22 protein-coding genes and 1 pseudogene are annotated in these 24,328 nt (G+C 45.8%); 22 read left to right on the plus strand and 1 reads right to left on the minus strand.

All coding sequences use genetic code 11. From position 1 onward, the window contains the following. The first annotated feature begins 65 nt into the window (after positions 1-65). The 19 genes and pseudogenes from ACAW68_02280 to eis all read left to right on the plus strand — a co-directional run bounded on the left by ACAW68_02280 (position 66) and on the right by eis (position 20,416). Positions 66-1,400 (plus strand): NAD(P)/FAD-dependent oxidoreductase, encoded by a 1,335-nt coding sequence (locus tag ACAW68_02280; protein ID XGA16416.1) that lies wholly within the window; start codon positions 66-68, stop codon positions 1,398-1,400. Between the two features lie 210 nt (positions 1,401-1,610). After that, positions 1,611-2,960 carry a cytosine permease gene (locus ACAW68_02285; GenBank protein ID XGA16417.1) on the plus strand — a complete coding sequence of 450 codons (1,350 nt, stop codon included), beginning with the start codon at positions 1,611-1,613 and terminating at the stop codon, positions 2,958-2,960. A gap of 140 nt (positions 2,961-3,100) precedes the next feature. Continuing rightward, on the plus strand, positions 3,101-5,179 hold the full coding sequence (locus ACAW68_02290; protein XGA16418.1) for a DNA topoisomerase: 2,079 nt from the start codon (positions 3,101-3,103) through the stop codon (positions 5,177-5,179). 55 nt (positions 5,180-5,234) lie between these two features. Continuing rightward, positions 5,235-6,476, plus strand: a complete 1,242-nt coding sequence (gene codA, locus ACAW68_02295; protein ID XGA16419.1) for a cytosine deaminase — start codon at positions 5,235-5,237, stop codon at positions 6,474-6,476. Between the two features lie 86 nt (positions 6,477-6,562). Beyond that, positions 6,563-8,281: an ATP-dependent RecD-like DNA helicase gene (locus ACAW68_02300; protein XGA16420.1), complete on the plus strand. Its 1,719-nt coding sequence runs from the start codon at positions 6,563-6,565 to the stop codon at positions 8,279-8,281. A gap of 366 nt (positions 8,282-8,647) precedes the next feature. Then, positions 8,648-9,400: a response regulator transcription factor gene (locus ACAW68_02305; GenBank protein XGA16421.1), complete on the plus strand. Its 753-nt coding sequence runs from the start codon at positions 8,648-8,650 to the stop codon at positions 9,398-9,400. Positions 9,401-9,477: 77 nt separating this feature from the next. After that, on the plus strand, positions 9,478-10,926 hold the full coding sequence (locus tag ACAW68_02310; protein XGA16422.1) for an ATP-binding protein: 1,449 nt from the start codon (positions 9,478-9,480) through the stop codon (positions 10,924-10,926). A 276-nt stretch (positions 10,927-11,202) separates the two neighbouring features. Further along, a complete protein-coding gene (locus ACAW68_02315) occupies positions 11,203-12,156 on the plus strand; it encodes a GRP family sugar transporter (protein ID XGA16423.1) in 954 nt (317 codons plus the stop codon). A 128-nt stretch (positions 12,157-12,284) separates the two neighbouring features. Beyond that, entirely contained in the window at positions 12,285-13,190 is a 906-nt protein-coding gene (locus ACAW68_02320; GenBank protein XGA16424.1) for an ROK family protein, read from the plus strand. 122 nt (positions 13,191-13,312) lie between these two features. Then, positions 13,313-14,341, plus strand: a complete 1,029-nt coding sequence (locus ACAW68_02325) for an aldose epimerase family protein (protein XGA16425.1) — start codon at positions 13,313-13,315, stop codon at positions 14,339-14,341. 177 nt (positions 14,342-14,518) lie between these two features. After that, entirely contained in the window at positions 14,519-15,862 is a 1,344-nt protein-coding gene (locus tag ACAW68_02330; protein ID XGA16426.1) for a glucose-6-phosphate isomerase, read from the plus strand. A 171-nt stretch (positions 15,863-16,033) separates the two neighbouring features. Then, a complete protein-coding gene (gene efp / locus ACAW68_02335) occupies positions 16,034-16,600 on the plus strand; it encodes an elongation factor P (protein XGA16427.1) in 567 nt (188 codons plus the stop codon). Between the two features lie 92 nt (positions 16,601-16,692). Next, positions 16,693-17,130, plus strand: coding sequence for an Asp23/Gls24 family envelope stress response protein (locus ACAW68_02340; GenBank protein ID XGA16428.1), 438 nt, complete (start codon positions 16,693-16,695; stop codon positions 17,128-17,130). Further along, positions 17,130-17,552, plus strand: a complete 423-nt coding sequence (nusB, locus tag ACAW68_02345) for a transcription antitermination factor NusB (GenBank protein ID XGA16429.1) — start codon at positions 17,130-17,132, stop codon at positions 17,550-17,552. Before ACAW68_02340 ends, nusB begins: the two co-directional genes overlap by 1 nt. Positions 17,553-17,725: 173 nt before the next feature. Next, positions 17,726-18,259, plus strand: coding sequence for a translation initiation factor IF-3 (gene infC / locus ACAW68_02350; GenBank protein ID XGA16988.1), 534 nt, complete (start codon positions 17,726-17,728; stop codon positions 18,257-18,259). A 26-nt stretch (positions 18,260-18,285) separates the two neighbouring features. Next, entirely contained in the window at positions 18,286-18,480 is a 195-nt protein-coding gene (rpmI, locus tag ACAW68_02355) for a 50S ribosomal protein L35 (GenBank protein ID XGA16430.1), read from the plus strand. Positions 18,481-18,553: 73 nt separating this feature from the next. Beyond that, positions 18,554-18,967 (plus strand): annotated as a pseudogene (gene rplT / locus ACAW68_02360) (50S ribosomal protein L20). Positions 18,968-19,039: 72 nt separating this feature from the next. Beyond that, positions 19,040-19,117 carry a HeH/LEM domain-containing protein gene (locus ACAW68_02365; protein XGA16989.1) on the plus strand — a complete coding sequence of 26 codons (78 nt, stop codon included), beginning with the start codon at positions 19,040-19,042 and terminating at the stop codon, positions 19,115-19,117. Between the two features lie 126 nt (positions 19,118-19,243). Further along, on the plus strand, positions 19,244-20,416 hold the full coding sequence (gene eis, locus ACAW68_02370; protein XGA16431.1) for an enhanced intracellular survival protein Eis: 1,173 nt from the start codon (positions 19,244-19,246) through the stop codon (positions 20,414-20,416). Here the strand turns inward: eis and ACAW68_02375 are convergent. Then, a complete protein-coding gene (locus ACAW68_02375) occupies positions 20,378-20,782 on the minus strand; it encodes a prepilin peptidase (protein XGA16432.1) in 405 nt (134 codons plus the stop codon). The genes eis and ACAW68_02375 overlap by 39 nt on opposite strands. A 318-nt stretch (positions 20,783-21,100) precedes the next feature. Between ACAW68_02375 and rpsL the strand changes: the two genes are divergently transcribed. The 3 genes from rpsL (at position 21,101) to fusA (ending at position 24,250) form a co-directional block, all read left to right on the plus strand. Beyond that, on the plus strand, positions 21,101-21,517 hold the full coding sequence (gene rpsL / locus ACAW68_02380) for a 30S ribosomal protein S12 (protein XGA16433.1): 417 nt from the start codon (positions 21,101-21,103) through the stop codon (positions 21,515-21,517). A gap of 19 nt (positions 21,518-21,536) precedes the next feature. Then, positions 21,537-22,007: a 30S ribosomal protein S7 gene (gene rpsG, locus ACAW68_02385; protein XGA16434.1), complete on the plus strand. Its 471-nt coding sequence runs from the start codon at positions 21,537-21,539 to the stop codon at positions 22,005-22,007. Between the two features lie 119 nt (positions 22,008-22,126). After that, positions 22,127-24,250, plus strand: coding sequence for an elongation factor G (gene fusA / locus ACAW68_02390; GenBank protein XGA16435.1), 2,124 nt, complete (start codon positions 22,127-22,129; stop codon positions 24,248-24,250). Positions 24,251-24,328: the final 78 nt, after the last annotated feature.

Genomic DNA, 24,328 nt, shown 5'->3' on the forward strand with positions numbered 1-24,328 from the left:
AGGGGGTAAAAGCGGTACTATGGTGTCGTTTAAGAGATGTTTTTATCAGATTGGGGGACGATAAAATGACAGAATACGATTATGACGTTGTGTATTTGGGGACTGGTCACGGAACTTTTGATGGTGCAATACCGCTAGCCAAGCGTGGCAAGCGCATTGCAGTTATCGAAGATGGCATTATCGGCGGCACGTGTTCAAACTATGGCTGTAATCCGAAAATTACATTAGACGCACCAGTGGCGATGCTACGTTCATTGGAGAATATGCGGGATGTCTTGCCGGTGAAAGACGCACACATTGATTGGGCGGCCAACCAAAAGCACAAGCAAGCGGTGATTGGTGGGATTCCTGATTTGAAGGTGAGTCGCATGGAGGCAGTCGGCATCGAAATTATCAACGGGTACGGTATCTTGCAGGATCGCCACACGGTTCGCGTGGGTGATCGCCAGCTATCAACTGACAAAATTGTCGTAGCAACTGGTTTGCGGTCGCATCATTTGCCAATCGAGGGGACGGAACTATTCCATGTATCGAAAGACTTTTTGGCGTTAGAAGAAATGCCAGCTTCAGTTATCGTGATTGGGGCGGGTTATATCGGCATGGAATTTGCGACACAAGCAAATGCGGCTGGCGCGAAGGTAACGGTGATTATGCACGGTGACCAAGCGTTGAAAGGCTTTAAGCAATCCTACGTCGAACAAATCATTGCGGATTTAACCAAGCGCGGGGTGACTTTCTTGCGCAATGTGAGCTTGAAAAAGGCTGAGAAGATTGGTAATCAAGTTGTCGTCACTGACGGTGCTGATGTGAAGGTTGCGGCTGATTGGGTGTTGGACGCGACGGGGCGTATTCCGAACGTAGAAGGCTTTGGTCTCGACGAGGTCGGTGTCGCTTACAACAAAAATGGTATTGTGGTGAACGACCATTTGCAAACGACTGTGGATAATATTTATGCGGCGGGGGATGTGATTGATAAAACGCAGCCTAAGCTAACGCCGACAGCGATTTTTGAGTCGAAGTATTTGATGCATTTGTTTGCGGGTGATACGACGAAACCGATTGATTATCCGGTTATTCCGTCAGTAGTCTTCACGTCACCACGAATTGCGAAAGTCGGTTTGCAAGCGGATCAAATTACGAAGCCAGATAAGTATCAGATTGAAACGCATGATGTCTTAAAGAACTGGTACCGTAATGTCATGAATGAGCAATTTGGTGAGAACGAGCTGATTTTTGATGACCAACATCATTTGGTTGGGGCAACGGAAATGAGTGACTACGCTGAGCAAGTTATCGGCACACTGTTGCCGGCGGTTGAGCTTGGTTTGGATGCTGAACAAGTTGAACGCATGATTCATATTTTCCCATCATTGGAGTCAATCACTTGGGAGCAAATCTGAAAAAAGACCGGTTGACATGACCTATATGACCCCGTATAGTAGACAAAGTTGAAAATTTTGAATAGTTCTTTTAACTGTCAGCCGAGAGCTGGCCAAAGAGCGCGTCACTAAGGATAACTGTAGACTTTAACGGGCCGCTCTGTACATTTTTTGTTACGGAGTGGCCTTTTCGTTTAATAAAACGGTTAACCAAGGTGCAAGGAGGGGAATATGGAAAAGCAGTTCGGTCGTGTTGAAGTGATTTCAGCCGACAAGCGTACAATGTCAAATTGGGATATGTTTGCCACATGGGTGGGAGCAAATGCCAATAACGGAACGTGGTACATCGGTGGTGTGATTGCCGCCGCAGGTATGTACACAGCTTCAACGACATTGATTATTTCTGGTTTGATCTCATATGCCTTGTTGGCATTGGCATCATTCATGGGTTACAAGACGGGATTGCCAATGATGGCATTAACGCGTGCGTCATTTGGTTTGCGTGGTTCATTTATTCCATCAATCATTAACATTGTGCAATTTATTGGTTGGGCCGCCGCAAACACATTTATCGCCGCAATTTCGATTTCGGTTATCTTCAAGGACTTGTTCGGTTGGCAAGCCTACACAGCCGGTGGTAAGGCTGGTTTGGTTATCGGAATCATCATCATGTCATTGTTGCACTTGGCATCAATCTCATTGGGTGAGCGTTCAGTTCGTATGATTGAGCGTATCGGAATCGTGTTGGTTTTCATCTTCGTGCTATGGGAATCAATCGTGGTGTTCCAACACGTTTCATTGGCTGACATCTTCGCTTGGAACCCACCAGCAAAGGTACGTATCTCATCAGGTGCGGCCATTGATATCTTGGCTGCCTTCAACTTGGCCTGGGTAACGGCTTCATCAGACTTCTCACGTTTCACGAAGCGTAAGTCAGGTGCAACTGGTTGGTCATTCTTGGGTGCGAATATCGGATTGTTCTGGTTCGCCTTCATCGGTTTGACGGCCACGATTGCTACGGCGTTGATGAACAACGCGTTTGATCCAAACGACTCAGACCCATCAACGATTGCATCAAAGTTGGGCTTGGGAATCATCGCTTTGTTGGTTATCGTGATTACGTCAACAACGGCCAACGCGGTTAACTTGATGGCCGCCGGATCTGCTTTGACAAACATGTGGCACAAGGTAAAGCTAACGCCAGCCTTGTGGATCGTAACGATTGCTGCAACACTTGTGTCATTCATTCCATTGTGGTTCGCCACATTCTTGGATGCCTTCATCTTGTTCTTGGACTACATCGGTATGTTCTTGGGACCAGAAATCGCCGTCTTCTTGGTTGATTTCTTCTTCATCCGTAAGGGACAATATGCACTTGACCAATTCACGAAGGTGGATGGTAAGTACTGGTACAACGGTGGTTTGAACTGGATTGCGATTGCCTCATGGGCAGTTGGAATTGCATTGTACTTCGGTTTGAAGTCAGTGAACATCATTAGCCAAACGATTGGTGTAACTTTCGTGGCGATGGCATTGACGGGATTGATTTACTACGTTGCAACGAAGCTAATTAAGAAGTAAAACAGTAAGCACTGGAACTCGATTTGAGTTCTGGTGCTTTTTGATTTGCACTAGTAACGCCCCATAAACATAAAATGTTAATTTAAAACTAACTTCATATCACGTATAATAGAACTAATGCAAAACAAGAGGAGGCTTTTATGGCGAATTATTTGATTATTACGGAAAAGCCATCAGCGGCGCAGAACTTCGTGAAAGCGTTGGGCGGTAAAGTTGGTAGCTTTGAAGGCAATAACTTCAACATCACAAACCTACGTGGTCACGTGATGACGCTCAAGGAGCCGGAAGAAATGGTGGCGCCGGATTTGCAGAAGGCCTACAAGTCATGGACGTTAAAGTACATGCCATGGAACTTGGCCGATTTTAAGTGGCAACGAACTTATATTCGTAGCCGTAATCTGCGCACCGGTAAGTCTGAATCCTCAAAGAAATTACTAGATGAATTAAAAGCCGAAAGTAAGAAGGGCTACGATGCGTTGGTCATCGCGACCGATACGGATCCGTCTGGTGAAGGCGATTTGTTGGCATGGGAAGCGATTGATGCAATTGGCTGGAAAGGCCAAGTATTGCGCGCTAATTTCATGGATGAATCACCGAAGAGTGTCAAGGCGGCCATGCGTGATTTGACTGATGTCACGGACAAAAATCAACACGGTGCTTATCTGAAGGGTGAGAGCCGTAATCGTTGGGACTTTGCGTCAATGCAATTAACTCGTATTGCAACGACTTCAGCGAAGAAGGCGGGCTACAAGGTGGTGGCACGCGAAGGACGTTTGAAATCAGTCATTGTTTGGAAGATTTATGAGCAACTTGAAGCGATTAAAAACTATGTCCGCACGCCTTACTATGAAGTGAAGTTTAAGGACCCGGCCGGTCACGTGTTTGGTCGCGTGACAAAAGATGGCGATGTGATTCCATGGCGCTTTGCGACCAAGGATGAAGGTCAGGCTGACATGGCGCAATATCACAGCAGTGCAGTTGTGAATGAAAAGCACCAGACGCGCACGCAAGCACCGGGGCGATTGCTTGATTTGGCTGGTTTGGCGGCTGTGTTGGCGCCACGCGGTTATGCGTCAAAAGAAGTCTTGGCAACGTATCAAAAGATGTATGAGGCACAGGTTGTGTCATACCCACGTACGGAAGACAAGACAGTGACGCCAGAACAATTTAATGAGTTGTTGCCATTGGTTGATCGCATCGCGGATTTGGTTGGTGTGGATAAGAGCTTGTTAACGCATCGTCAACCGCGACCAACTCACGTTAAGGCGCAAGGTGCCCACGGTGCGAACCGTCCGGGTACCAACGTGCCAGCTGATGTGCAGAGCCTAAAGAAGTATGGCGACAGCGCCATGGCGATTTACGAAGTGTTGGCGAAGAACTATCTGGCGATGTTGGCTGAAGATTACGTGTATGACCACGTCACAGCTGAATTGCAGGATTACCCCAACTTCAAGACGGCGTTCAATCTACCTATTAAGTTGAATTTTAAGTTGGTCTACGATTCATATGCGGCAACCCGTGTCGATGACGATGATGAGGATGGCCAGGCAGGTGCGCTTGGCCCAATGGCCGACCCTTATCTGCATGAGGGTGCGAACAAGAAACCACAACACCCATCAACAAAGTGGATTATGGCTTATTTGGAAAAGCATAATGTTGGAACCGGTGCGACGCGTGTCTCAACCTTGTCTGAAATGGGCAAGGGCCAAAAGGCGATGCTACGTGAGGCGAAGGGAAAGCTAACATTGACGGAAACCGGTAACGTCTCAGCAGTAATGGTAAAGGGTACGTGGATTGCCTCGCCAAAAATCACCAAGCGCTTGTTTGAAATAATGGATGAAGTCGGTGAGTTTAAGATGACGGTGCCGAAGTTGCTTGAATCCGTGACCCAAGTGGTTGAACACGATATGCCAATCATGGTCGCAAATGCTGAAGCACTGCAGGCAACGCTGGGGGCACCCAAGCCTAAGCCGGTTCGTAAGGTGAGCGAGAAGACGACTGGGACATTTAAGGGTGAAGAGATTACCTTTGCTAAGGAATGGAGTGGCCACAAATTTACCGACGAAGAGATTACTAAGCTGTTGGCAGGCGAAGAAATTAGTTTCCCAGCCAAGTCAAAGCGTGGGAAAGATTACACTGCGGTTGGCAAAATGGCCAAGCAAACCTTTAAAGGTAGCACTTTCTACGGCTTTAAATTAAATCCAAAAGATAGGAAATAAGTGTTATACTCGATTAACAGTTCACAACATTAATTTTTTCCAGGGAGAGAAAGAAATGCTAATCAAGCAAGTGTTAATTGAAAATGCAGCTGAGCCAAAGGATGTGCGTATCGTTGATGGCGAGTTTGCAGAAATTGCAGATAACTTGGCACCCGAGGCGGGTGAACAAGTTATCGACGCTACTAATAAGTTGATGATTCCACCATTCGTGGATCCTCACGTTCACTTGGACTCAACGATGACGGCTGGTGATCCAGAATGGAACGAAACGGGAACGTTGTTTGACGGTATCCGTATTTGGTCAGAGCGCAAGAAGACGTTGTCACATGAAGATGTGAAGCAACGTGCCATTCAAGCGTTGAAGATTCAAGCTGCTCACGGTTTGCAGTTCGTTCGTTCACACGTGGATATTACGGACCCTGATTTGGTTGCTTTGAAGGCACTGATTGAGTTGCGTGAAGAAGTTAAGCCTTGGATGACGCTCCAATTAGTCGCCTTTCCACAAGAGGGAATCTTGTCATTCCCAGGTGGTAAGGAATTGATGATCAAGGCCGCCGAACTTGGTGTTGATGCGATTGGTGCAATTCCGCACTTTGAGTTCACACGTGAGTACTCAGTTGAGTCATTGCACTTCGCTTTTGAAGTCGCTCAAAAGTACAACTTGTTGATTGATGCCCACACGGATGAAATCGATGACCCAGCTTCACGTGGTTTGGAGACGATGGCAACGTTGGCCCTTGAAACCGGTTTGAAGGAAAAGGTTACCGCTTCACACACGACGGCGATGGGGTCATACAATGATGCCTACGTTTACAAGTTGATGCGTTTGCTAAAGATGTCAGACATTAACTTTGTGGCCAACCCATTGATTAACATGTACTTGGGTGGTCGTTTTGATACGTATCCAAAGCGCCGTGGTTTGACACGTGTGAAGGAATTGGACGCTGAAGGTATCAATGTGGCGTTCGGTGAAGATGACATCAAGGATCCATGGTACCCAATGGGAAATGGAAACATGGTTGATGCCTTGCACATGGGCTTGCACGCGACGCAAATTATGGGCTATTCAGAAATCATGAATTCATACCGTTTCATTACGAAGAACGGTGCCCGTACGATGCACGTACAAGATTCATACGGCATTGAAGTTGGCAAGCCAGCTAACTTCTTGATTTTCAACGCTACGAACTGGTTCGACGCGTTGAATGAACGTGCTGAAATGTTGTATTCAATTCACAACGGTGAAGTCTTGGTTGAGACGAAGCCATCGGAAGCAACGATTAATTTGCCAGAATAATAGGGAAAGCGAGTGAACTTGTTTCACTCGCTTTTTTGTGCAGTTGCGTATAATTAGTAAGAATGAAAACGAAAGGGGTGTGGGTTATGGCACGTTTTCCAGAAGAACAAACGGAAATGTATTTCTGGCGACATAAGTTACCGGAACAAATTTATGAGAAAAATAGTTTTGCGAATTTGATGGCGCACACCCCGGAATCAGAGATGAAAGCGTTCGCCCACGAGATATTCGAGAAGTTGCCACCTGAGTTACAAAACCAGCAAGATTATGATCAATGGCTGTTAGCATTACTTGAAATGTTGCAACAACCGCATGATGTGCCGGCGGTGATGCAACAATTGATTGCGGGGATGTTGGCTGATGAGACATTGACGGCGGGGAAACATGATGTTTGGCAGAATATTGCGGATACGCCAACGCCGATTCAAATTGTGACGGGTCGCGCTGGCTCGGGTAAGTCATACATGATGGCGCGGTTGATTCGTTTGGCGCAACAAGGGGATGTGAACACTATCTTGATTACCCCAACGCACGCTGCGGCAACGAATGCACGTGGTTTGGTCGAGCGGGCAATCGGTGATTTGTTGGACGAACATGAGCCAGAATATCTGTTGAAGCCGGTTGACCATGTCACGATTGCCACGGCAACCAGTTTTACATACCGTAACCACGAGGCGATGACTGAAATCGCACGCTTGGGGCATTTCTTTGATGACCCAGAACGGGCGGCTCGTTACCCAACATACGATTTGATGATTGTGGATGAGGCGTTTGCATCAAATGTCAGGGCGCTGATTGATGCCATTTTGTATGGGTTAGCGACTGGCTCGCAAATCTTGTTGGTGGGTGACCCAAATCAGTTGCCATCTGTTGAGAATGACCCAGTTCCAATGCTGAATGCCTTGGTGCTGGCAGGTCTGGCTAATCGCACACCGGTTTTGCAACAAATCAAGCGTGCGAATTCGCCGATTATTGCGACGGTCGCCAATGCCATTCTGGATGGTGATTCAAGTACGATTGTTGCACCGGACGAATTGATGCCAGCCGAGGTGTTGCCGGATGTCTTTTTGGAGCGCCCATATACTTTCGTACCGATGAGTGAAACTGCGCTATTGCAAGTGGTTGAGACGGTGAAGCGCGCGTTGATAGCGGAACCGGATCAAGAAACGGTTGTCCTAGTGCCAACAAATGAATTGCGTCGTTTGATTAATGCAGCGGTGCAAAATGCTTTGGTGGAGACACCGGTATTACGCACGGAAGTCGGGTTGTGGGTGCGCGATGATTTGACGTTGTACCCAGGTGACCGTGTGCAGGTGATGCAAACGGTTTATGTCACGAACCAAGCGAGTGGTGCGCATGAAAAAGTACGTATGCGTGGTGGCGACCGGATTACGGTCGTTGATGTGATGCCGGGTTATGACATGGTGTTGGTTCAGACGGTTGATACGGCTGATCCGATTTTGGTGGATTTGAACGAAACCAGTCAGACCGGGTTTAATCCATTTTCGTATGGGCCTAAGTTAGTCAGCGTCCGTGAAAACTTAGACTTAGGGTATGCAACAACGATTCATAAAATTCAAGGCTTTACGCTCGACAATGTGATTGTTGTCTTGCCGATGATTTCAAAATTCATTACGACGAATTTGATTTATTCAGCTGTCACGCGCGCCGCAAATCACTTGGCAATTGTGGCGTTTGCGAATGAATTACAGCAAACGTTGGATAATCATGTTGGCCATGACCGGCAAGCAATGCGCCGTGTTCAACAATTAATAACAGAAACATCCCAGGCACAATTATCATAGTTAAATAACAACATTCATTGAAAGGGCGTGTTCATCATAGAAAACACGCCCTTTCTTCAGGTAATGCGAATTGTATATCCGGAACATCGGAGCGTACCGTATTTGCACCGCTTTTTTTAAGTAAGAGTGAAGTATTCCGTATTTACGTTGTATAATATACGGTATAAAGGACTGTGGACGGCTGTGATAAAAAAATAGCTATCCGCGTGTAAGTGGTTTAAAAGATGTGAAGTTTTTTAGAATAGTCGCCAGATTTTGTAGACGTTCTGTGAAAAACACCCAATAATCGCTTTTCTTTTGTTATTGTGTTAGGTGTACAAATAAAGAATTGATTTTGTAAAAACTATTAAGACGGGGAATAAGAATATGAAACTTTTGATGGTCGAGGATAACACGTCCGTTTCAGAAATGATGGGCATGTTCTTTAAGAAGGAAAACTGGGACGCTCACTACGCTTACGATGGTAACGATGCAGTGACGATGTTCAACGAAGACCCAGAGTCATGGGACATGGTTATCTTGGATTTGAACTTGCCTGGTTTGGGCGGTATGCAAGTTGCAGTTAAGATTCGTGAAGTATCAAAGTATGTGCCAATCATTATGTTGACGGCACGTGATTCAGAATCAGACCAAGTGCTTGGTTTGGAAATGGGAGCTGACGACTACGTAACGAAGCCATTCAGCCCAATCACTTTGATTGCACGTATCAAGGCTTTGCACCGTCGTTCAGAGACTGCAGGTCAACCAACGTCTTCAGAACCAGCTGTTCACGAAGACTTTGACGTACAAACGCGTACGTTCAAGTTGAACTCAAACACGCGTGAAGCTTACTTGAACGGTCACTTGATTCAAGATTTGACGCCAAAGGAATTCGACTTGTTGCGTGTCTTGGCTAAGAAGCAACGTCAAGTGTTCTCACGTGAGCAATTGTTGCAATTGGTATGGGACTACGAGTACTTTGGTGACGAGCGTACGGTTGATGCGCACGTTAAGAAGTTGCGTCAAAAGATCGAAAAGGTTGGTCCTCAAGTTATCCAAACCGTTTGGGGTGTTGGATACAAGTTCGACGATTCAAACGTTGCAGCTGATGAAGAGGCAGAAGCTTCTGCTAAGGCCTAAGCTAGTTTGAAGAGAATATAAGAGAGATTAACGAAAGATCACCACGTCATCCCGGCGTGGTTTTTTGGTAAAACAACATGAAAATGATGTACCAGCAAATGTTGGCCTTCTTTACGGTCATCATGGCTACTCTGGTAATTGTCGGCATTTTGTTTACGCAGTTTACGACGAAGATGATTGAGGATAATACCTATCATCAATTGAATCGTTATGCGGTTGCCGTAGCTGAAGAGGCAATGCGCTTCAAGGCTGACGACGGTTCCTTTGCTTACTTCGATACGAAGGGCTTGGAAACAGATGCGTCATTGCTAGAACAACAAAATATTAGTTTTACGCTTTACAACGATGACCGTAAGTTGGTTTATCCTGAGACGCAAGCCAAGGAAACCGCTAACGTTACCGATGCAGAGTGGGCACAATTGAAGCAACACAAGATCATTCAAAAGCGTGGGGCCAAGCAAGCCAATCTAGCTGATAATTCAGCTGCGAACACGATGGACGTGATGAAACCGTTCTTCGACAATCAGAATAAGCTGATTGCGGTGGTGGTTACCCGTGCGAATGTCTCGACTGTGGCAGATAATATGGACATGCTCCGTAAGAACTTGCTGATTGCCTTCTTGGTATCAGTTGTCGTCGCGGTTATGTTGAGTTTCATCTTGTCACAATTGATTGTTAACCGTTTGCGTTTGATTCAATTGGTAACGCGTCGTGTTGCGGGTGGTGATTATACTGCTGCCGTTAACATGCATCGTCACGATGAAATCGGCGCCTTAGCTGAAGACGTTAACGTCATGACCAAGTCATTGGCTGAACAAGAGCGTGAAATTGAAGAGCAAGAAGAGCGTCGTAAGGAATTCATGGCTAACGCGTCTCACGAGATGCGTACGCCGTTGACGACTATTTCAGGTATCGTCGAAGGATTGCAATACGGGGTTATTCCAGAAGATGAAAAGATGCACTCATATGACTTGATTAAGGCCGAAGCCGACCGTTTGACGCGTTTGGTTAAGGACAACTTGGACTATGAGCGTTTGCGTCAGAACAAGGTTGTCTTGAAGAAGAAGGAATTTGATTCAGTACCGGTTATTTCAAACTTGATTGACCAGTTGTCTGGTAAGTCTGATTTGGCTGGGGATGAAATCAAGCTGCACGCCAAGACGGCAGTTCCAGTATTCGCTGACCAAGACCGCTTTATTCAAATCATCTTTAATATTGTGAACAACGCCATCCAGTTTACTGAGAATGGATTGATTACAATTGATGCTTGGCGCGAAGCTGGTGAGGCGCACTTCAAGATTTCTGATACAGGTATCGGCATGACCGAAGACCAGGTCAACAAGATTTGGGAGCTTTACTACAAGGCTGATCCTTCACGTACGAAGAAGGGTGAGTCAGGTTTGGGAATGGCGATTATTCGTCAATTGATTGAAGTGCATGATGGTCAAATTTCGGTTGAATCACAACCGGGTGTCGGCACATCATTCCACGTCATCATTCCAGATGAGCAAAAGAAAACCGACTAATCTTCATAATTAAGTCTAAAAGTCTCCGGTAACGGGGACTTTTTTGTTGTACTTCAAATTCGTTGTCTTATAATTTGTTAGGTTGATAGCGAGACGGACGGGAAGTCCCGAAAAGACTGCATCCCAGCTATAGTTTGGATGGTAGCGGTTACATTCTTTTTGAAAACGTTTTAAAAAAGTTAGTAAAAAGTGTTGTGTAAACGTTTTCATTATGTTATTCTAAATCTCGTTGATAAATGAACTAAAAATATTTAAGATTGTGAAGGAAATTTTGCTATGTCTATTTTGATTGCACTTATTCCTGCGTTGGCCTGGGGGTCAACGGGACTTGTTACGACTAAGATGGGTGGTACTGCCGCACAAGGAACGTTGGGAATGACGTTTGGTGCCTTCGTCTTTGGAATGTTGACGTTGGGATTGTTTGTTGTCCCACAAGCTGGTATGGAATTTGCCTTTAACCCACGTATCTGGATCGTCGGATTCGTTTCAGGTTTGTTCTGGGCGGTTGGAACGGCCGGCCAATTCGTTGGTTTCAAGAAGTTGGGTGTTTCAGTTGGTAACCCACTTTCAACGGCTGGACAAATTGTTTCAAACGCTTTGATGGCTGCGGCTGTCTTGGGTGAGTGGACGACTGGTCGCATGTGGACGTTTGGTTTGTTGGCCATCGCTGCTGTTGTGATTGGTGCCATCTTCACGGCTTTGCCAGATTCAAAGGCACCAGCCGAAGTTAACCCACAACACGACTTCAAGGGTGGTTTGGTTGCCGTTTTGATTTCAACGATTGGTTACATGATGTACTTCGTGTTCCCTAACTTGTTGAACAAGATTGGTTACATCTCAAACGCAGTTCACAACCGTCACGACGGTTTGGACTACATGACGGCCATCGTTGGACCACAATCAATTGGTCAAGTATTGGGTGCCTTCATCATTGTTATCTTCTTTATGAAGGAAGGTAAGACGATGTTCCAAAAGGGAACTTGGATGAACATCGTGACTGGTTTGGTTTGGGCTTTGGGTAACGTCTTCATGTTTATCTCAACGGCTAACCCTAACATCGGTCAAGCAACGGCTTCAACTTTGTCACAAACGGGTATCATCGTTGGTACGTTCGGTGCCATCTACCTATTGGGTGAGAAGAAGTCAAAGCGTCAAATGGTCTTCGTTGTTATCGGAGCTATCTTGGTTGTCATCGGTGCAATCATGATTGCCAAGTTGAAGACTTTGTAATAAGAAATTAAGCGTAACAGAACCCGTCGGACATAGCGTTCGACGGGTTCTTTTTTCGCAATTTTGTCCGGTTTCTACCATATCTAGCAGGTATGCTTAGAGCAAACATGTATTCGGGGGAATAAAACATGGAAGCTAATGATTATTTGGCAATTGATATTGGGGGTACGCGCATCAAGTATGCCGTACTAGATCATGCAGGAAACTTGATTGAAAAAGACGATGTGGCAACACCAAATGAAAGTTTGGCTGAGTTTGTCGCCGCGGTTCACGCGATTGTTGATTTGTATCGTTACCGTATTAAGGGTGTCGCGATTAGTGCGCCAGGTAAGGTGGAACATACGGATGAGACTATTTATGCAGGTGGTGCTTTGCCATTCCTAGATAAGGTGAACTTGGTTGATGAACTGAATCTTGATATGCCGGTAGCAGTTGAAAATGATGGTAAGGCGGCTGCGCTTGCTGAGCTGTGGTTGGGTAACTTGAATGGTATCGATAACGGGGCAGCAGTTGTTTTGGGGACTGGTGTTGGTGGTGGTTTGATTTTGAACGGCCGTTTGCATACGGGTACGCACTTCCAAGCTGGTGAATTAAGCTTTATGCATCGTGGGGAAGCACGCTTTGACACTGATTCATATGGTGTCGTCGGATCTGCCGTGCAAATGGTTTCAACGATTGCGACAATCTATAATTTGCCAGACAAAAAGGATGGTCGTGCCGTATTCGAGTTGATCAACAAGCACGACGGTCCAGCATGGGATGTCTTTAAGCGTTACACAGATGACATTGCGTTGATGTTGCTTAACATCCAAGCTGTCGTTGACTTGGAGCGCTTTGTAATTGGTGGTGGTATTACAGCACAACCAATCGTGGTCCAAACGATTCGTGAATCATACGAAGAATTGGTAGCGCGCCGCCCACAAGTTCGTGACGGCTTCACGACCCCAGAAATTCTACCAGCACGCTTTGGTAATGATGCTAACTTGTTTGGTGCGTTGTACCATTTGTTGATGCGCGTTAATCATGAGGATTAATGCCAGTTGGTATAGACCTTGGATTGAAAATAACTCGGAATGTCGGTGTTCAGTATGATAAAATATTCACGAGATAAGTTTTTGAGACTGTGAGCCGACATCATGAAAAGGACAACAGTAAAATGACGATTACAGTAAATGATTTGGGCACAATGCCTAACGGTGAAGTTGTAAAGCAAGTGGTTATTGAAAACGCTAACGGCCACAAGCTTGGTTTGGTTTCTTGGGGAGCCTCATGGCAATTCTTGCAAACGAAGGCTGGTGATGAACTAGTTTTGGCTTACAAGGATGCACAAGGTTACTGGGACCACGCTTACTTCTTGGGTAACGCAATTGGCCGTGTGGCTGGCCGTATCGATGGCGCATCATTCGAGTTGAACGGTAAGACGGTTAACTTGAAGGCTAACGAAGGTAAGAACGCCTTGCACGGTGGTGAAGACAACTTTGCAACGCGTAACTGGGACTTCACGGTTGATGAGGCTGCTGGTTCAGTTACGTTTACGACAACGATGACGGAAGCTGATGACAACTTCCCAGGCACAATGCCAACGTCATTGACGTACACGTTTACGGACAACGATGAGGTACGTTTGGACTTCTCAGCTGAGTCTGACGAAGACACGTTGTACAACCCAACAAGCCACGCATACTTCAACCCAGCCGGGATTGATACAGATGCACGTGAGTTGACGTTGCAATTGAAGTCACCACGCCACCTGGAATTCCGTGAGGATCAAATTCCTACGGGTAAGTTGTTGGAGACGGCTGGTACGCCATTCGACTTCCAAACACCAGCCAAGATTGGTGACAAGATTGCTGAGATGAACGGTGCATACGATGCTAAGTTTGACGATGCCTTTGAGTTGGTTTACCCAGCTGGTACGCCATCAGCAATTGTGACGGACGAGAAGTCAGGACGTTCAATCGAAATGACGACTGACCGTAATGCGGTTGTCTTCTTCATCACGAACCCAGCCGTGGCTGACCACGAAGGTGATTTGGAATGGTTCGAAGCTAACCCATACAATGCGGTTGCTTTGGAAGCGCAAACGTTGTCAGACGCTATTCACCACCCAGAGTTTGGTGACATTGTCTTGCCAGCTGGCGAGAAGCGTTCATACACAACGACATACGCATTTAAGAATTTGTAATCCAAATAACGGGCATTCGTTTGACGGGTGCCCGTTATTTTTTTACGTCTAACGATTATTTGGGGAATCGTTCAAAAACAAACAGGCAACATTGCCGAAACCGCTTTCAAGATTTTTTCGGAAGTGGTATAATTGGTCTATACCAAAAGTTATTAATGGGGAATGAGGTAATTTACAATGACGACATTGAAGTTTGATACATCAAAGCTAGCCCAATTCGTTGGGGAACAAGAGTTGGCCATGATGCAACCAATGGTTACGGTTGCGGATGAAATGCTACACAAGGGAACTGGGGCTGGATCAGCCTACACTGACTGGCTTCACTTACCAACTGAATACGACAAGGAAGAATTTGCGCGTATTCAAGCAGCAGCAAAGAAAATCCAATCAGACTCAAAGGTTTTGGTTGTTATTGGAATCGGGGGTTCATACTTGGGTGCCCGTGCGGCAATTGATTTCTTGAACGAATACTTCAACAACTATTTGCCAGACGAGCAACGTGACTTCCCACAAGTTTTGTTTGCCGGAAACTCAATTGCACCAGCTTACTTGAACAGCTTGATTAAGGTTATCGGTGACCGTGACTTCTCAGTTAACGTGATTTCAAAGTCAGGTACGACGACGGAGCCAGCGATTGCCTTCCGTGTGTTCAAGCAAATGTTGGAAGAGAAGTATGGCGTTGAAGGTGCTCGCGAACGCATCTACGCAACGACTGACGCAAAGCGTGGTGCTTTGAAGACGTTGGCTGACACAGAAGGATACGAAGAGTTCGTTGTGCCAGATGGTGTTGGTGGACGATTCTCAGTTTTGACGGCTGTTGGTTTGTTGCCAATTGCAACTGCTGGTGGTGACATCGAGCAATTGATGGCTGGAGCGGCTGCAGGTGAGGCTGAATACGCTGATGCCGATTTGGCAAAGAACCCAGCTTACCAATACGCGGCGTACCGTAACATCTTGTACCGTAAGGGTTATACGACAGAATTGTTGATTAACTACGATCCAACGTTGGTACAATTTGGTGAATGGTGGAAGCAATTGCAAGGTGAGTCAGAAGGTAAGGATGGCAAGGGAATCTTCCCAGCTACTGGAAACTTCTCAACGGACTTGCACAGTTTCGGACAATACATCCAAGACGGTCGTCGCAATTTGTTTGAGACGTTGTTCCGCGTGACTGAGCCAGTAACGGACGTTGTGATTCCAGAAATGGACGCTGACGACGGTTTGGGTTACTTGCAAGGTGAGAAGATGAGCTACGTTAACCGTACGGCTTCAGAAGGAACGTTGTTGGCCCACGTTGACGGTGGTGTGCCTAACATGATCGTTGAGTTGGACAAGCAAAACGAATTTGCTTTGGGACAAGCCATCTACTTCTTTGAGGTAGCTGTTGCGATTGCTGGTTACTTGAACGGTATCAACCCATTCGACCAACCAGGTGTTGAAGCATACAAGCGCAACATGTTTGGTTTGTTGGGCAAGCCAGGATACGAAGAGTTGACGGCTGAATTGAAGGCTCGTTTGTAAGATATAGAAGGTTATAACGAAGAACTGCTTTGGCGGTTCTTCGTTTTTTATTTTGGCGGACACTGACTACAAACTAACTTTTTTCCGAACAAAAAAGCACGCAATACTAGTTTTTAGACAAAAACTCTGCTAATATAATTCAGAAAGACATAAATCTAGGAGAATTCAATCATGGCAACTATTGGTATGAATGACTTGAAGACTGGTTTGACGATCGAGTACAACCAATCGATCTGGCGTGTGTTGGAGTTCCAACACGTTAAGCCTGGTAAGGGAGCAGCCTTTGTGCGTTCAAAGTTGAAGAACTTGCGTACGGGTGCTGTTAACGAAATCACTTTCCGTCCTGGTGACAAGTTTGAAACTGCAAACATCGAGACGACTGAAATGCAATACTTGTATGCTGAAGGTGACCAACACGTCTTCATGGATAACGAAACTTACGAACAAGTTTCAATTCCTGATGACAAGATCCAAGACGCTTTGAAGTTCTTGTTGGAAAACATGAACGTTAAGATCACTACTTACGAGGGTGAAATCTTGGACGTTGAATTGCCAAAGACTGTTGAGTTGACTGTTAAGGAAACGCAACCAGGTATCAAGGGTGCTACTGCTAACGGTGGTGGTAAGCCTGCAACGATGGAAACTGGATTGGTTATCACTGTTCCTGACTTCATCAACGAAGGTGACAAGTTGGTTGTTAACACTGACAACGGTGGATCATACACGTCACGTGCCTAGTTTTTACAAGTAAAATCAGGTATAATAAATATACTGTTGAAAGCGCCGACCGGCAGCCGGCCGGCGCTTTCATTTTGAAGGAGGAAAGTTCCATGGCAGAAGAAACCATTGTATTGACGCACCCAAGCGATATTTCAGGCGAGACGCGTGTTAACGTTCGCGTTCTTGAAATCATTGCTGGGCTTGCAGCACAAGAAGTTGAGGGTGTTGCTCGCTTGCGTGGTTCATTTTCAGAGCGTGCTCAAGAAGCATTCGGTCGCCGTGTTCACGGTAAGGGTGTTGAATTGAAGCAAGGCGAAGATGGATTGGAAGTAGACGTTTACGTTTACTTGAACTACGGTGTTAGCGTACCTAGGGTTGCCCACGCAATCCAAGAACGTGTTACGACACAAGTTGCTGCAATGACTGAATTGCAAGTGACGAAGGTAAACGTGCACATCCAAGGTGTTGTTTCAACGAAGCCAACGTTGACTGTTGATCCAAACAACTTGTTTGGTGATGACAACGAGACGGAAGGAACTGAAGCATAATGGCAACATTGAACCGACACCAATTGCGACAAGCCGCATTTCAATCTGTATTCGGATTGGCAATGAATCCTGATGCAGAAGTCGAGGCAGTTCTCCAACAAGTACTTGATGGTGATCCAGAAATTACTTGGGAAGATGAATTGCCAACGGACTTGTTGGATATGGTTAATGGCATCATTGACCACCAAGATGAGTTCGATTTGACGATTTCAGAACACTTGGCTGATGGTTGGACGCTTGATCGTCTAAACTTGGCCGACATCGTATTGATGCGTTTGGCATTGTATGAAGTAAAGTACACTGAAACGCCAGCCAAGATTGCCGTTAACGAAGCCCTACAATTGGCTCACGACTTTACGAATGATTCATCACGAAAGTTTATTAACGGAATTTTGAACAAAGCCTTGACTCTTGGAGAATAAGGCTATATACTATTTAACTGTTAGAGAAATAAAGTAACAGCGACCCCGTTGTTCACCTTGATGAGTTTACCTCATCGGGTAAATCACTCATTATTGATTGATGAATGGCGGGTTATCGTGTGTCGCGATAATCCGCTTTTACTTTATTTCAAGTTTTTTCGGAGGTAAGGACCATAGCAAACGCGCGCCAACCACAACAACAACAAGATTTAATTAATGATCGCATTCGAGCTCGTGAAGTTCGCTTGATCACCGACGACGGTGACCAAGGAATTATGCCTAAGGCGGAAGCGCAAGCAATCGCCGACGAGCAAGAGTTGGATTTGGTATTGGTTCAAGCTAATGCCAAGCCACCAGTTGCTAAGATTATGGATTACGGAAAGTTCCGTTTCGATAGTCAAAAGAAGCAACGCGAACAACGTAAGAACCAAAAAATCGTCAGCATCAAGGAAGTTCGCTTGAGCCCAACGATTGATGACAACGACTTTAACACCAAGAAGAAGAACGCTGTTAAGTTCTTGGAGAAGGGTAACAAGGTCAAGGTTTCAATCCGTTTCCGCGGTCGTGCTATCACGCACAAGGAAATCGGGCGTGAAGTGATGGACCGATTTGCAACTGATCTAGAGGAGATTGCAAAAGTTGAATCTAGAGCAAAGATGGAAGGGCGCAGCATGTTTATGGTGCTTGCACCCAAGGAAACTAAGTAATTAAACCAAGTTTGGAGGACATATCAATGCCTAAGTTTAAGACACACCGCGCTTCAGCAAAGCGTTTCAAGAAGACTGCTAACGGTGGTTTGAAGTCAGGTAACGCCTTTACGTCACACCGTTTCCACGGTAAGACTAAGAAGCAACGCCGTCAACTACGTGGAACTTCAATGATGAACAACACGACGTTGAAGACTTACGTTCACATGTTGAGCCGTTAATTTGAAGTTTTAACTTTAAATTATTTATCGGTTCTGAATTAGAAATTTATAGAAATTACTGGAGGAAATACCCATGCGAGTTAAGGGTGGTACTGTTACGCGCGCACGTCGCAAGAAGATGATCAAGTTGGCCAAGGGTTACCGTGGTCAACGTCACATCAACTACAAGGTTGCTAAGCAACAAGTTTGGAAGTCATGGTTCTATGCATTCCGTGACCGTAAGCAAACGAAGCGCAACTTCCGTAAGTTGTGGATTGCACGTATTAACGCTGCAGCACGTATGAACGGTTTGTCATACTCACGTTTCATGAACGGTTTGTCATTGATGGGTTCAACTTTGAACCGTAAGATGTTGGCAGACTTGGCTGTTTCTGACTTCGAAGCTTTCTCAGCTTTGGCAGACGCAGCTAAGAAGGCTTTGGCAGACAACGGTCAAGTTGTTCGCGAAGCTTCAGCAGCTACTTCAGAAAAGGGTGTTAAGATTAACGCCGCTGCTCCTAAGGCTGCTAAGAAGGTTGTTTCATCAGAAAAGCCTTCAGACAAGAACACTGTTGCTGAAATCAAGGCTTACTTGTCAGCTAACGGTATCGACTTCCCAGCTTCTGCAAAGAAGGCTGAGTTGTTGGCATTGGTTTAATGCTTAGTAAAACGCACTTTGAACTTTAGGGTTCAAGGTGCGTTTTTTCGTTTACATGGATGAATCAAGATTTGGACATGTGAATGTGATACGATAATGGCGATTAAGTATAAGGGGGAATACTTTATGGGACAACCAGTTATTCTTGAAGCGGCTTATTTTGACGCCGTTTATGAGCTCTATCGTTATGCATTTCATAAGGAGCCACGTGGGGGACGTGATGCCTTAGCTGAATTCTTTAAGCAAACAACCGTTTACGGTGAATTTGATGACAATAATCAACTAACCAGTCAAGTGACACGGATTCCGTTTAACGTGCGAATGGGTCATCAACTAGTTGCCGGTAATGGCATTGGTAACGTCGCAAGTTATCCAGAGTATCGTGGTAATGGGGCTGCCTCACGCTTAATGATGCAATCATTGCAAGATGCTTATGATGCAGGCGAAGTGGTCAGTTACTTGGCGCCTTTTTCATACGGCTTTTATGGTCGCTTTGGTTACGCACAAGTATTTGATCATGCAGATATTGAATGGCAAGCCACTGATTTTCCACAAGGTAAGCGTACATCGGGAACTGTTGAACGTTTGCCGTTCGACCGCGCAATTGAGCCGATGAAGCTTGTGTACCGCGAGGCCGACGCTTTCGAACACGGGGCGGTTGCGCGTGAAGATTGGTGGTGGCGTTACTATTTCAACATGAAAACGCCTCAGACAAAGTTCGCTATATATCGAGACGCAGAAGGCGTTGCCCAGGGCTATGTAATGTACGAGTTCCACGAGATGACGTTTGTGATTCGCGAATGGGTTAATCTAACGGCAGAAGCGTTGCAAGGATTGACGCGCTTCATTGGTAGCCATGCGGGCTCGTTCGATAGGTTTATGTACGAAGCACCTACGGCAGACATAACGGCCGTACCAGTTGTTCAAATGATGACAGAGCCGAAATATGAAGCGGTTATTAAGCCATATATGCAAGCTCGCATCGTGAATTTGCCAGCGTTATTTAAAGTTTTGCAATTAGATGTGCCGGAGACGGTGGCGTTCGACGTCCAAGATGAGACCGCACCATGGAATGGTGGACGCTTTGAGTTGCGTGGGGGCAACTTAGAACGGATTGTCCAAACTAAATCCCCACAATTATCAGGTAGCATTCAGGCGTTTACACAATGGTTGATGGGCTACAAACGATTGTCTAGTCTGCTATTAACGGGTGACTTACAAACTGGTACGCCTGAAGATTTTGAACCTTTAGATGCCCTATTAGCGCGCCAACAACCCGTATTGGCTGATTACTTCTAACGCTAGAAATCCAATCGTTAATGCTGGTAGGAAGGGCAAAGGCGTCTTCGGTTGCCAGAGGCTGATCGGCAAATGGCAACCACAACTAATTGTTAGCCATAGTGGGATCTGATCAGCCGGCAGGTAGAGTGCGCCAACAAAAATAACATCCAAATCACCATTACCAAGAAATTTTTCGTGGTAATGGTGATTTATTATTAGGGCGCAAATATAGACTAAGAATGCAGCTAGTGGATGTGAGTCGTGATGTGTAACACCCAAAACAAATGCGGGTAATAATAATCTAGAATCAATCAAACAGCGCTTCAAATCTTGAACAGTTAGTGAACAAAGTGCGATAATAAAGGGCAGGTCGAATACAGACATGCGAAAACCTCCGTTGTTTTATAGTAAGAAAGAGCTTGAAAACAGCGGATTTTCCAAAAATGACACGCCCGGAATTGTTTGCAAACTGAATGCCCATATATAGGCATTTTTAATTGGTAAAAAGGGTTGCATAATCGAGAATGCAGTGTTATATTATTACTTGTGCTTTTAGTGAGCAGGGTGTTTGCGTGTTACGCGACGTGCTGAACTCGTGAACGAGAAGTACCATTCAGCTACGTTTTTAGACTGGTTATTAAATGACACGCCTGGAAATGTGGACTACACACTATATAGAAAATTGAAAGGGGACTCTTAGACATGCCTACTATTAACCAATTGGTTCGTAAGCCTCGTAAGTCAAAGAGCACGAAGTCAAAGTCACCAGCTTTGAACTTCGGTTACAACTCACAATCAAAGAAGACGACTAACGTTTCTTCACCACAAAAGCGTGGTGTTGCAACTCGTGTCGGAACGATGACTCCTAAGAAGCCTAACTCAGCTTTGCGTAAGTACGCCCGTGTGCGTCTTTCAAACTTGATCGAAGTTACGGCATACATTCCTGGAATCGGCCACAACTTGCAAGAACACTCAGTTGTTTTGATCCGTGGTGGACGTGTAAAGGACTTGCCTGGAGTTCGTTACCACATCATCCGTGGTGCTTTGGATACTGCCGGTGTTGACGGTCGTATGCAATCACGTTCAAAGTACGGCGCAAAGCGTCCTAAGAAGAAGTAATTAAGGGAGGACATTAATAATGCCACGTAAGGGTTACACTAAGCAGGCTGAAGTTCTGCCTGATCCAATTTACAACTCAAAGCTTGTTTCACGTTTGATCAACCGTTTGATGCTTGATGGAAAGCGCGGAACTGCTTCAACTATCTTGTACGAAGCTTTTGATCGTATCAAGGAAGCTACTGGTCAAGAGCCATTGGCTGTGTTCGAAGAAGCTTTGAACAACATCATGCCTGTATTGGAAGTTAAGGCTCGCCGTATCGGTGGATCTAACTACCAAGTTCCTGTCGAAGTTCGTCCAGAACGTCGTGTAACGTTGGGATTGCGCTGGTTGGTGCAATACTCACGCGCTCGCGGTGAGCACACGATGGATGAGCGTTTGGCTAAGGAAATCATGGATGCTGCCAACAACACTGGTGCATCTGTTAAGAAGCGTGAAGACACGCACAAGATGGCTGAAGCCAATCGTGCCTTCGCACACTACCGTTGGTAATAACCAATTGATGGCTACAGTCTGTGAAGACTATAGCCATTTTTTGCGAATATACGGTATAATAGTACTAACGCATTAACATTGTGTTGGATGTAATAGAATTTCAAGGAGAAATACTCATGGCTAACAAGCGTGAATACCCATTGCTACGTACTCGTAACATTGGTATCATGGCGCACATCGACGCCGGTAAGACGACGACGACTGAGCGTATTTTGTACTACACTGGTAAGATCCACAAGATTGGTGAGACTCACGACGGAGCTTCACAAATGGACTTCATGGAGCAAGAAAAGGAACGTGGAATCACGATCCAATCTGCTGCCACGACTGCCGTTTGGCGTGGATTCCACGACCAATACGACAAGGAACCATTCCGTGTTAACATCATCGACACTCCAGGACACGTGGACTTCACTATCGAAGTTGAGCGTTCATTGCGTGTTCTTGACGGAGCCGTAGCCGTTCTTGACGGTGCTGCCGGTGTTGAGCCACAAACTGAAACTGTTTGGCGTCAAGCCGAGACGTACGAAGTACCTCGTATCGTCTTTGTTAACAAGATGGACAAGATGGGTGCTGACTTCCAAATGTCAGTTGACTCATTGAAGTCACGTTTGGACGCTAACGCTAAGGCTGTTCAATGGCCAATCGGTGCCGAAGATGACTTTGAGGCCATCATCGACTTGATCGAAAAGGTTGCTTTGTACCCAATCGACGAATTGGGTGAGAAGTGGGAGAAGCGCGAAATCCCTGCTGACTATGCTGAATTGGCAGAAGAGAAGTACAACGAATTGGTTGAAGCCATCGCTGATGTTGATGACGAAATCATGGACAAGTACTTGGGCGGAGAAGAGATTTCAGAAGCTGAATTGAAGGCTGCTATCCGTCGTGCAACGATTTCATTGCAATTCTACCCAGTTCTTGCAGGTTCTGCCTACAAGGATAAGGGTGTGCAAATGATGCTTGACGCGGTTGTTGACTACTTGCCATCACCATTGGATGTTAAGCCTTATGTTGCTACGGACCCAGATACTGACGAAGAAGTTGACTTGATTGCCGACGATGACAAGCCATTTGCGGCTTTGGCATTTAAGGTTATGACGGACCCATTCGTTGGTCGTTTGACTTTCGTTCGTGTTTACACTGGTACTTTGGAGTCAGGTTCATACGTTTTGAACACGTCTAAGGGAAAGCGTGAGCGCGTTGGTCGTTTGCTACAAATGCACGCTACGAACCGTACTGAAATCGAAGAAGTGTTCTCAGGTGATATCGCTGCTTTGATCGGTTTGAAGGATACGACTACTGGTGACTCATTGACTGCTACGGATCACCCATTGATCTTGGAGTCAATGGAGTTCCCTGACCCAGTTATCCAATTGGCTATCGAGCCAAAGACGAAGGCTGACCAAGACAAGATGTCAACTGCTTTGCAAAAGTTGGCTGAAGAAGACCCATCATTCCGTGCTGAGACGAACCCAGAAACTGGTGACACGTTGATCTCAGGAATGGGTGAGTTGCACTTGGACATCATCGTTGACCGTTTGCGTCGTGAATTTAACGTTGAAGCTACTGTTGGTGCGCCACAAGTTGCTTACCGTGAAGCATTTACGCAAACTGTTCAAGCCCGTGGTTACTTTAAGCGCCAATCAGGTGGTAAGGGACAATACGGTGACGTTTGGATTGAATTCTCACCAAACGAAGAAGGTGCTGGATTCGAGTTCGAAGATGCCATCGTTGGTGGTGTGGTTCCTCGTGAATACATCCCTTCAGTTGAAGCTGGTTTGAAGGACTCATTGAACAACGGTCCTTTGGCTGGATTCCCATTGGTTGACTTGAAGGCTAAGTTGTACGATGGTTCATACCACGATGTCGACTCATCAGAAGCTGCCTTTAAGATTGCTGCATCATTGGCTTTGAAGGAAGCTGCAAAGACTGCTGGTGCCGTTATCTTGGAGCCAATCATGAAGGTTGACATCGTTGTTCCTGAGGATAACTTGGGAGATGCAATGGGTCACGTTTCAGCCCGTCGTGGTTTGTTGGAAGGACAAGAGCAACGTGGTAACTCAATGATGATCCACGCTAAGGTTCCTCTATCAGAAATGTTCGGATATGCAACGACTTTGCGTTCAGCTACGCAAGGACGTGGAACGTTCCAAATGGCATTCGATCACTACGAAGCTGTTCCTAAGAACGTGCAAGACGACATCATCTCAAAGTACGGTAAGGGTTCAGACGCTGAGTAATTTTTAATTACAAGCGACTGCTTACAATATTAAGATGAAAATTAAGGATGAAGATAATTCGCAAGAGTTATCTTCATC

The organism is Weissella confusa, assembly GCA_041871065.1.
GTDB classification, from domain to species: domain Bacteria; phylum Bacillota; class Bacilli; order Lactobacillales; family Lactobacillaceae; genus Weissella; species Weissella confusa_A.

What these genes read in the sequence shown, in the direction of transcription:
- rpsG (XGA16434.1), top strand. Translation starts at nt 21,537, where the DNA reads ATGCCACGTAAGGGTTACACTAAGCAGGCTGAAGTTCTGCCTGATCCA.
- ACAW68_02340 (XGA16428.1), top strand. Translation starts at nt 16,693, where the DNA reads ATGGCAGAAGAAACCATTGTATTGACGCACCCAAGCGATATTTCAGGC.
- ACAW68_02330 (XGA16426.1), top strand. Translation starts at nt 14,519, where the DNA reads ATGACGACATTGAAGTTTGATACATCAAAGCTAGCCCAATTCGTTGGG.
- eis (XGA16431.1), top strand. Translation starts at nt 19,244, where the DNA reads ATGGGACAACCAGTTATTCTTGAAGCGGCTTATTTTGACGCCGTTTAT.
- ACAW68_02305 (XGA16421.1), top strand. Translation starts at nt 8,648, where the DNA reads ATGAAACTTTTGATGGTCGAGGATAACACGTCCGTTTCAGAAATGATG.
- nusB (XGA16429.1), top strand. Translation starts at nt 17,130, where the DNA reads ATGGCAACATTGAACCGACACCAATTGCGACAAGCCGCATTTCAATCT.
- ACAW68_02310 (XGA16422.1), top strand. Translation starts at nt 9,478, where the DNA reads ATGAAAATGATGTACCAGCAAATGTTGGCCTTCTTTACGGTCATCATG.
- ACAW68_02325 (XGA16425.1), top strand. Translation starts at nt 13,313, where the DNA reads ATGACGATTACAGTAAATGATTTGGGCACAATGCCTAACGGTGAAGTT.
- ACAW68_02300 (XGA16420.1), top strand. Translation starts at nt 6,563, where the DNA reads ATGGCACGTTTTCCAGAAGAACAAACGGAAATGTATTTCTGGCGACAT.
- ACAW68_02285 (XGA16417.1), top strand. Translation starts at nt 1,611, where the DNA reads ATGGAAAAGCAGTTCGGTCGTGTTGAAGTGATTTCAGCCGACAAGCGT.
- ACAW68_02315 (XGA16423.1), top strand. Translation starts at nt 11,203, where the DNA reads ATGTCTATTTTGATTGCACTTATTCCTGCGTTGGCCTGGGGGTCAACG.
- ACAW68_02290 (XGA16418.1), top strand. Translation starts at nt 3,101, where the DNA reads ATGGCGAATTATTTGATTATTACGGAAAAGCCATCAGCGGCGCAGAAC.
- efp (XGA16427.1), top strand. Translation starts at nt 16,034, where the DNA reads ATGGCAACTATTGGTATGAATGACTTGAAGACTGGTTTGACGATCGAG.
- ACAW68_02375 (XGA16432.1), bottom strand. Translation starts at nt 20,782, where the DNA reads ATGTCTGTATTCGACCTGCCCTTTATTATCGCACTTTGTTCACTAACT.
- ACAW68_02280 (XGA16416.1), top strand. Translation starts at nt 66, where the DNA reads ATGACAGAATACGATTATGACGTTGTGTATTTGGGGACTGGTCACGGA.
- rpsL (XGA16433.1), top strand. Translation starts at nt 21,101, where the DNA reads ATGCCTACTATTAACCAATTGGTTCGTAAGCCTCGTAAGTCAAAGAGC.
- ACAW68_02320 (XGA16424.1), top strand. Translation starts at nt 12,285, where the DNA reads ATGGAAGCTAATGATTATTTGGCAATTGATATTGGGGGTACGCGCATC.
- codA (XGA16419.1), top strand. Translation starts at nt 5,235, where the DNA reads ATGCTAATCAAGCAAGTGTTAATTGAAAATGCAGCTGAGCCAAAGGAT.
- rpmI (XGA16430.1), top strand. Translation starts at nt 18,286, where the DNA reads ATGCCTAAGTTTAAGACACACCGCGCTTCAGCAAAGCGTTTCAAGAAG.
- fusA (XGA16435.1), top strand. Translation starts at nt 22,127, where the DNA reads ATGGCTAACAAGCGTGAATACCCATTGCTACGTACTCGTAACATTGGT.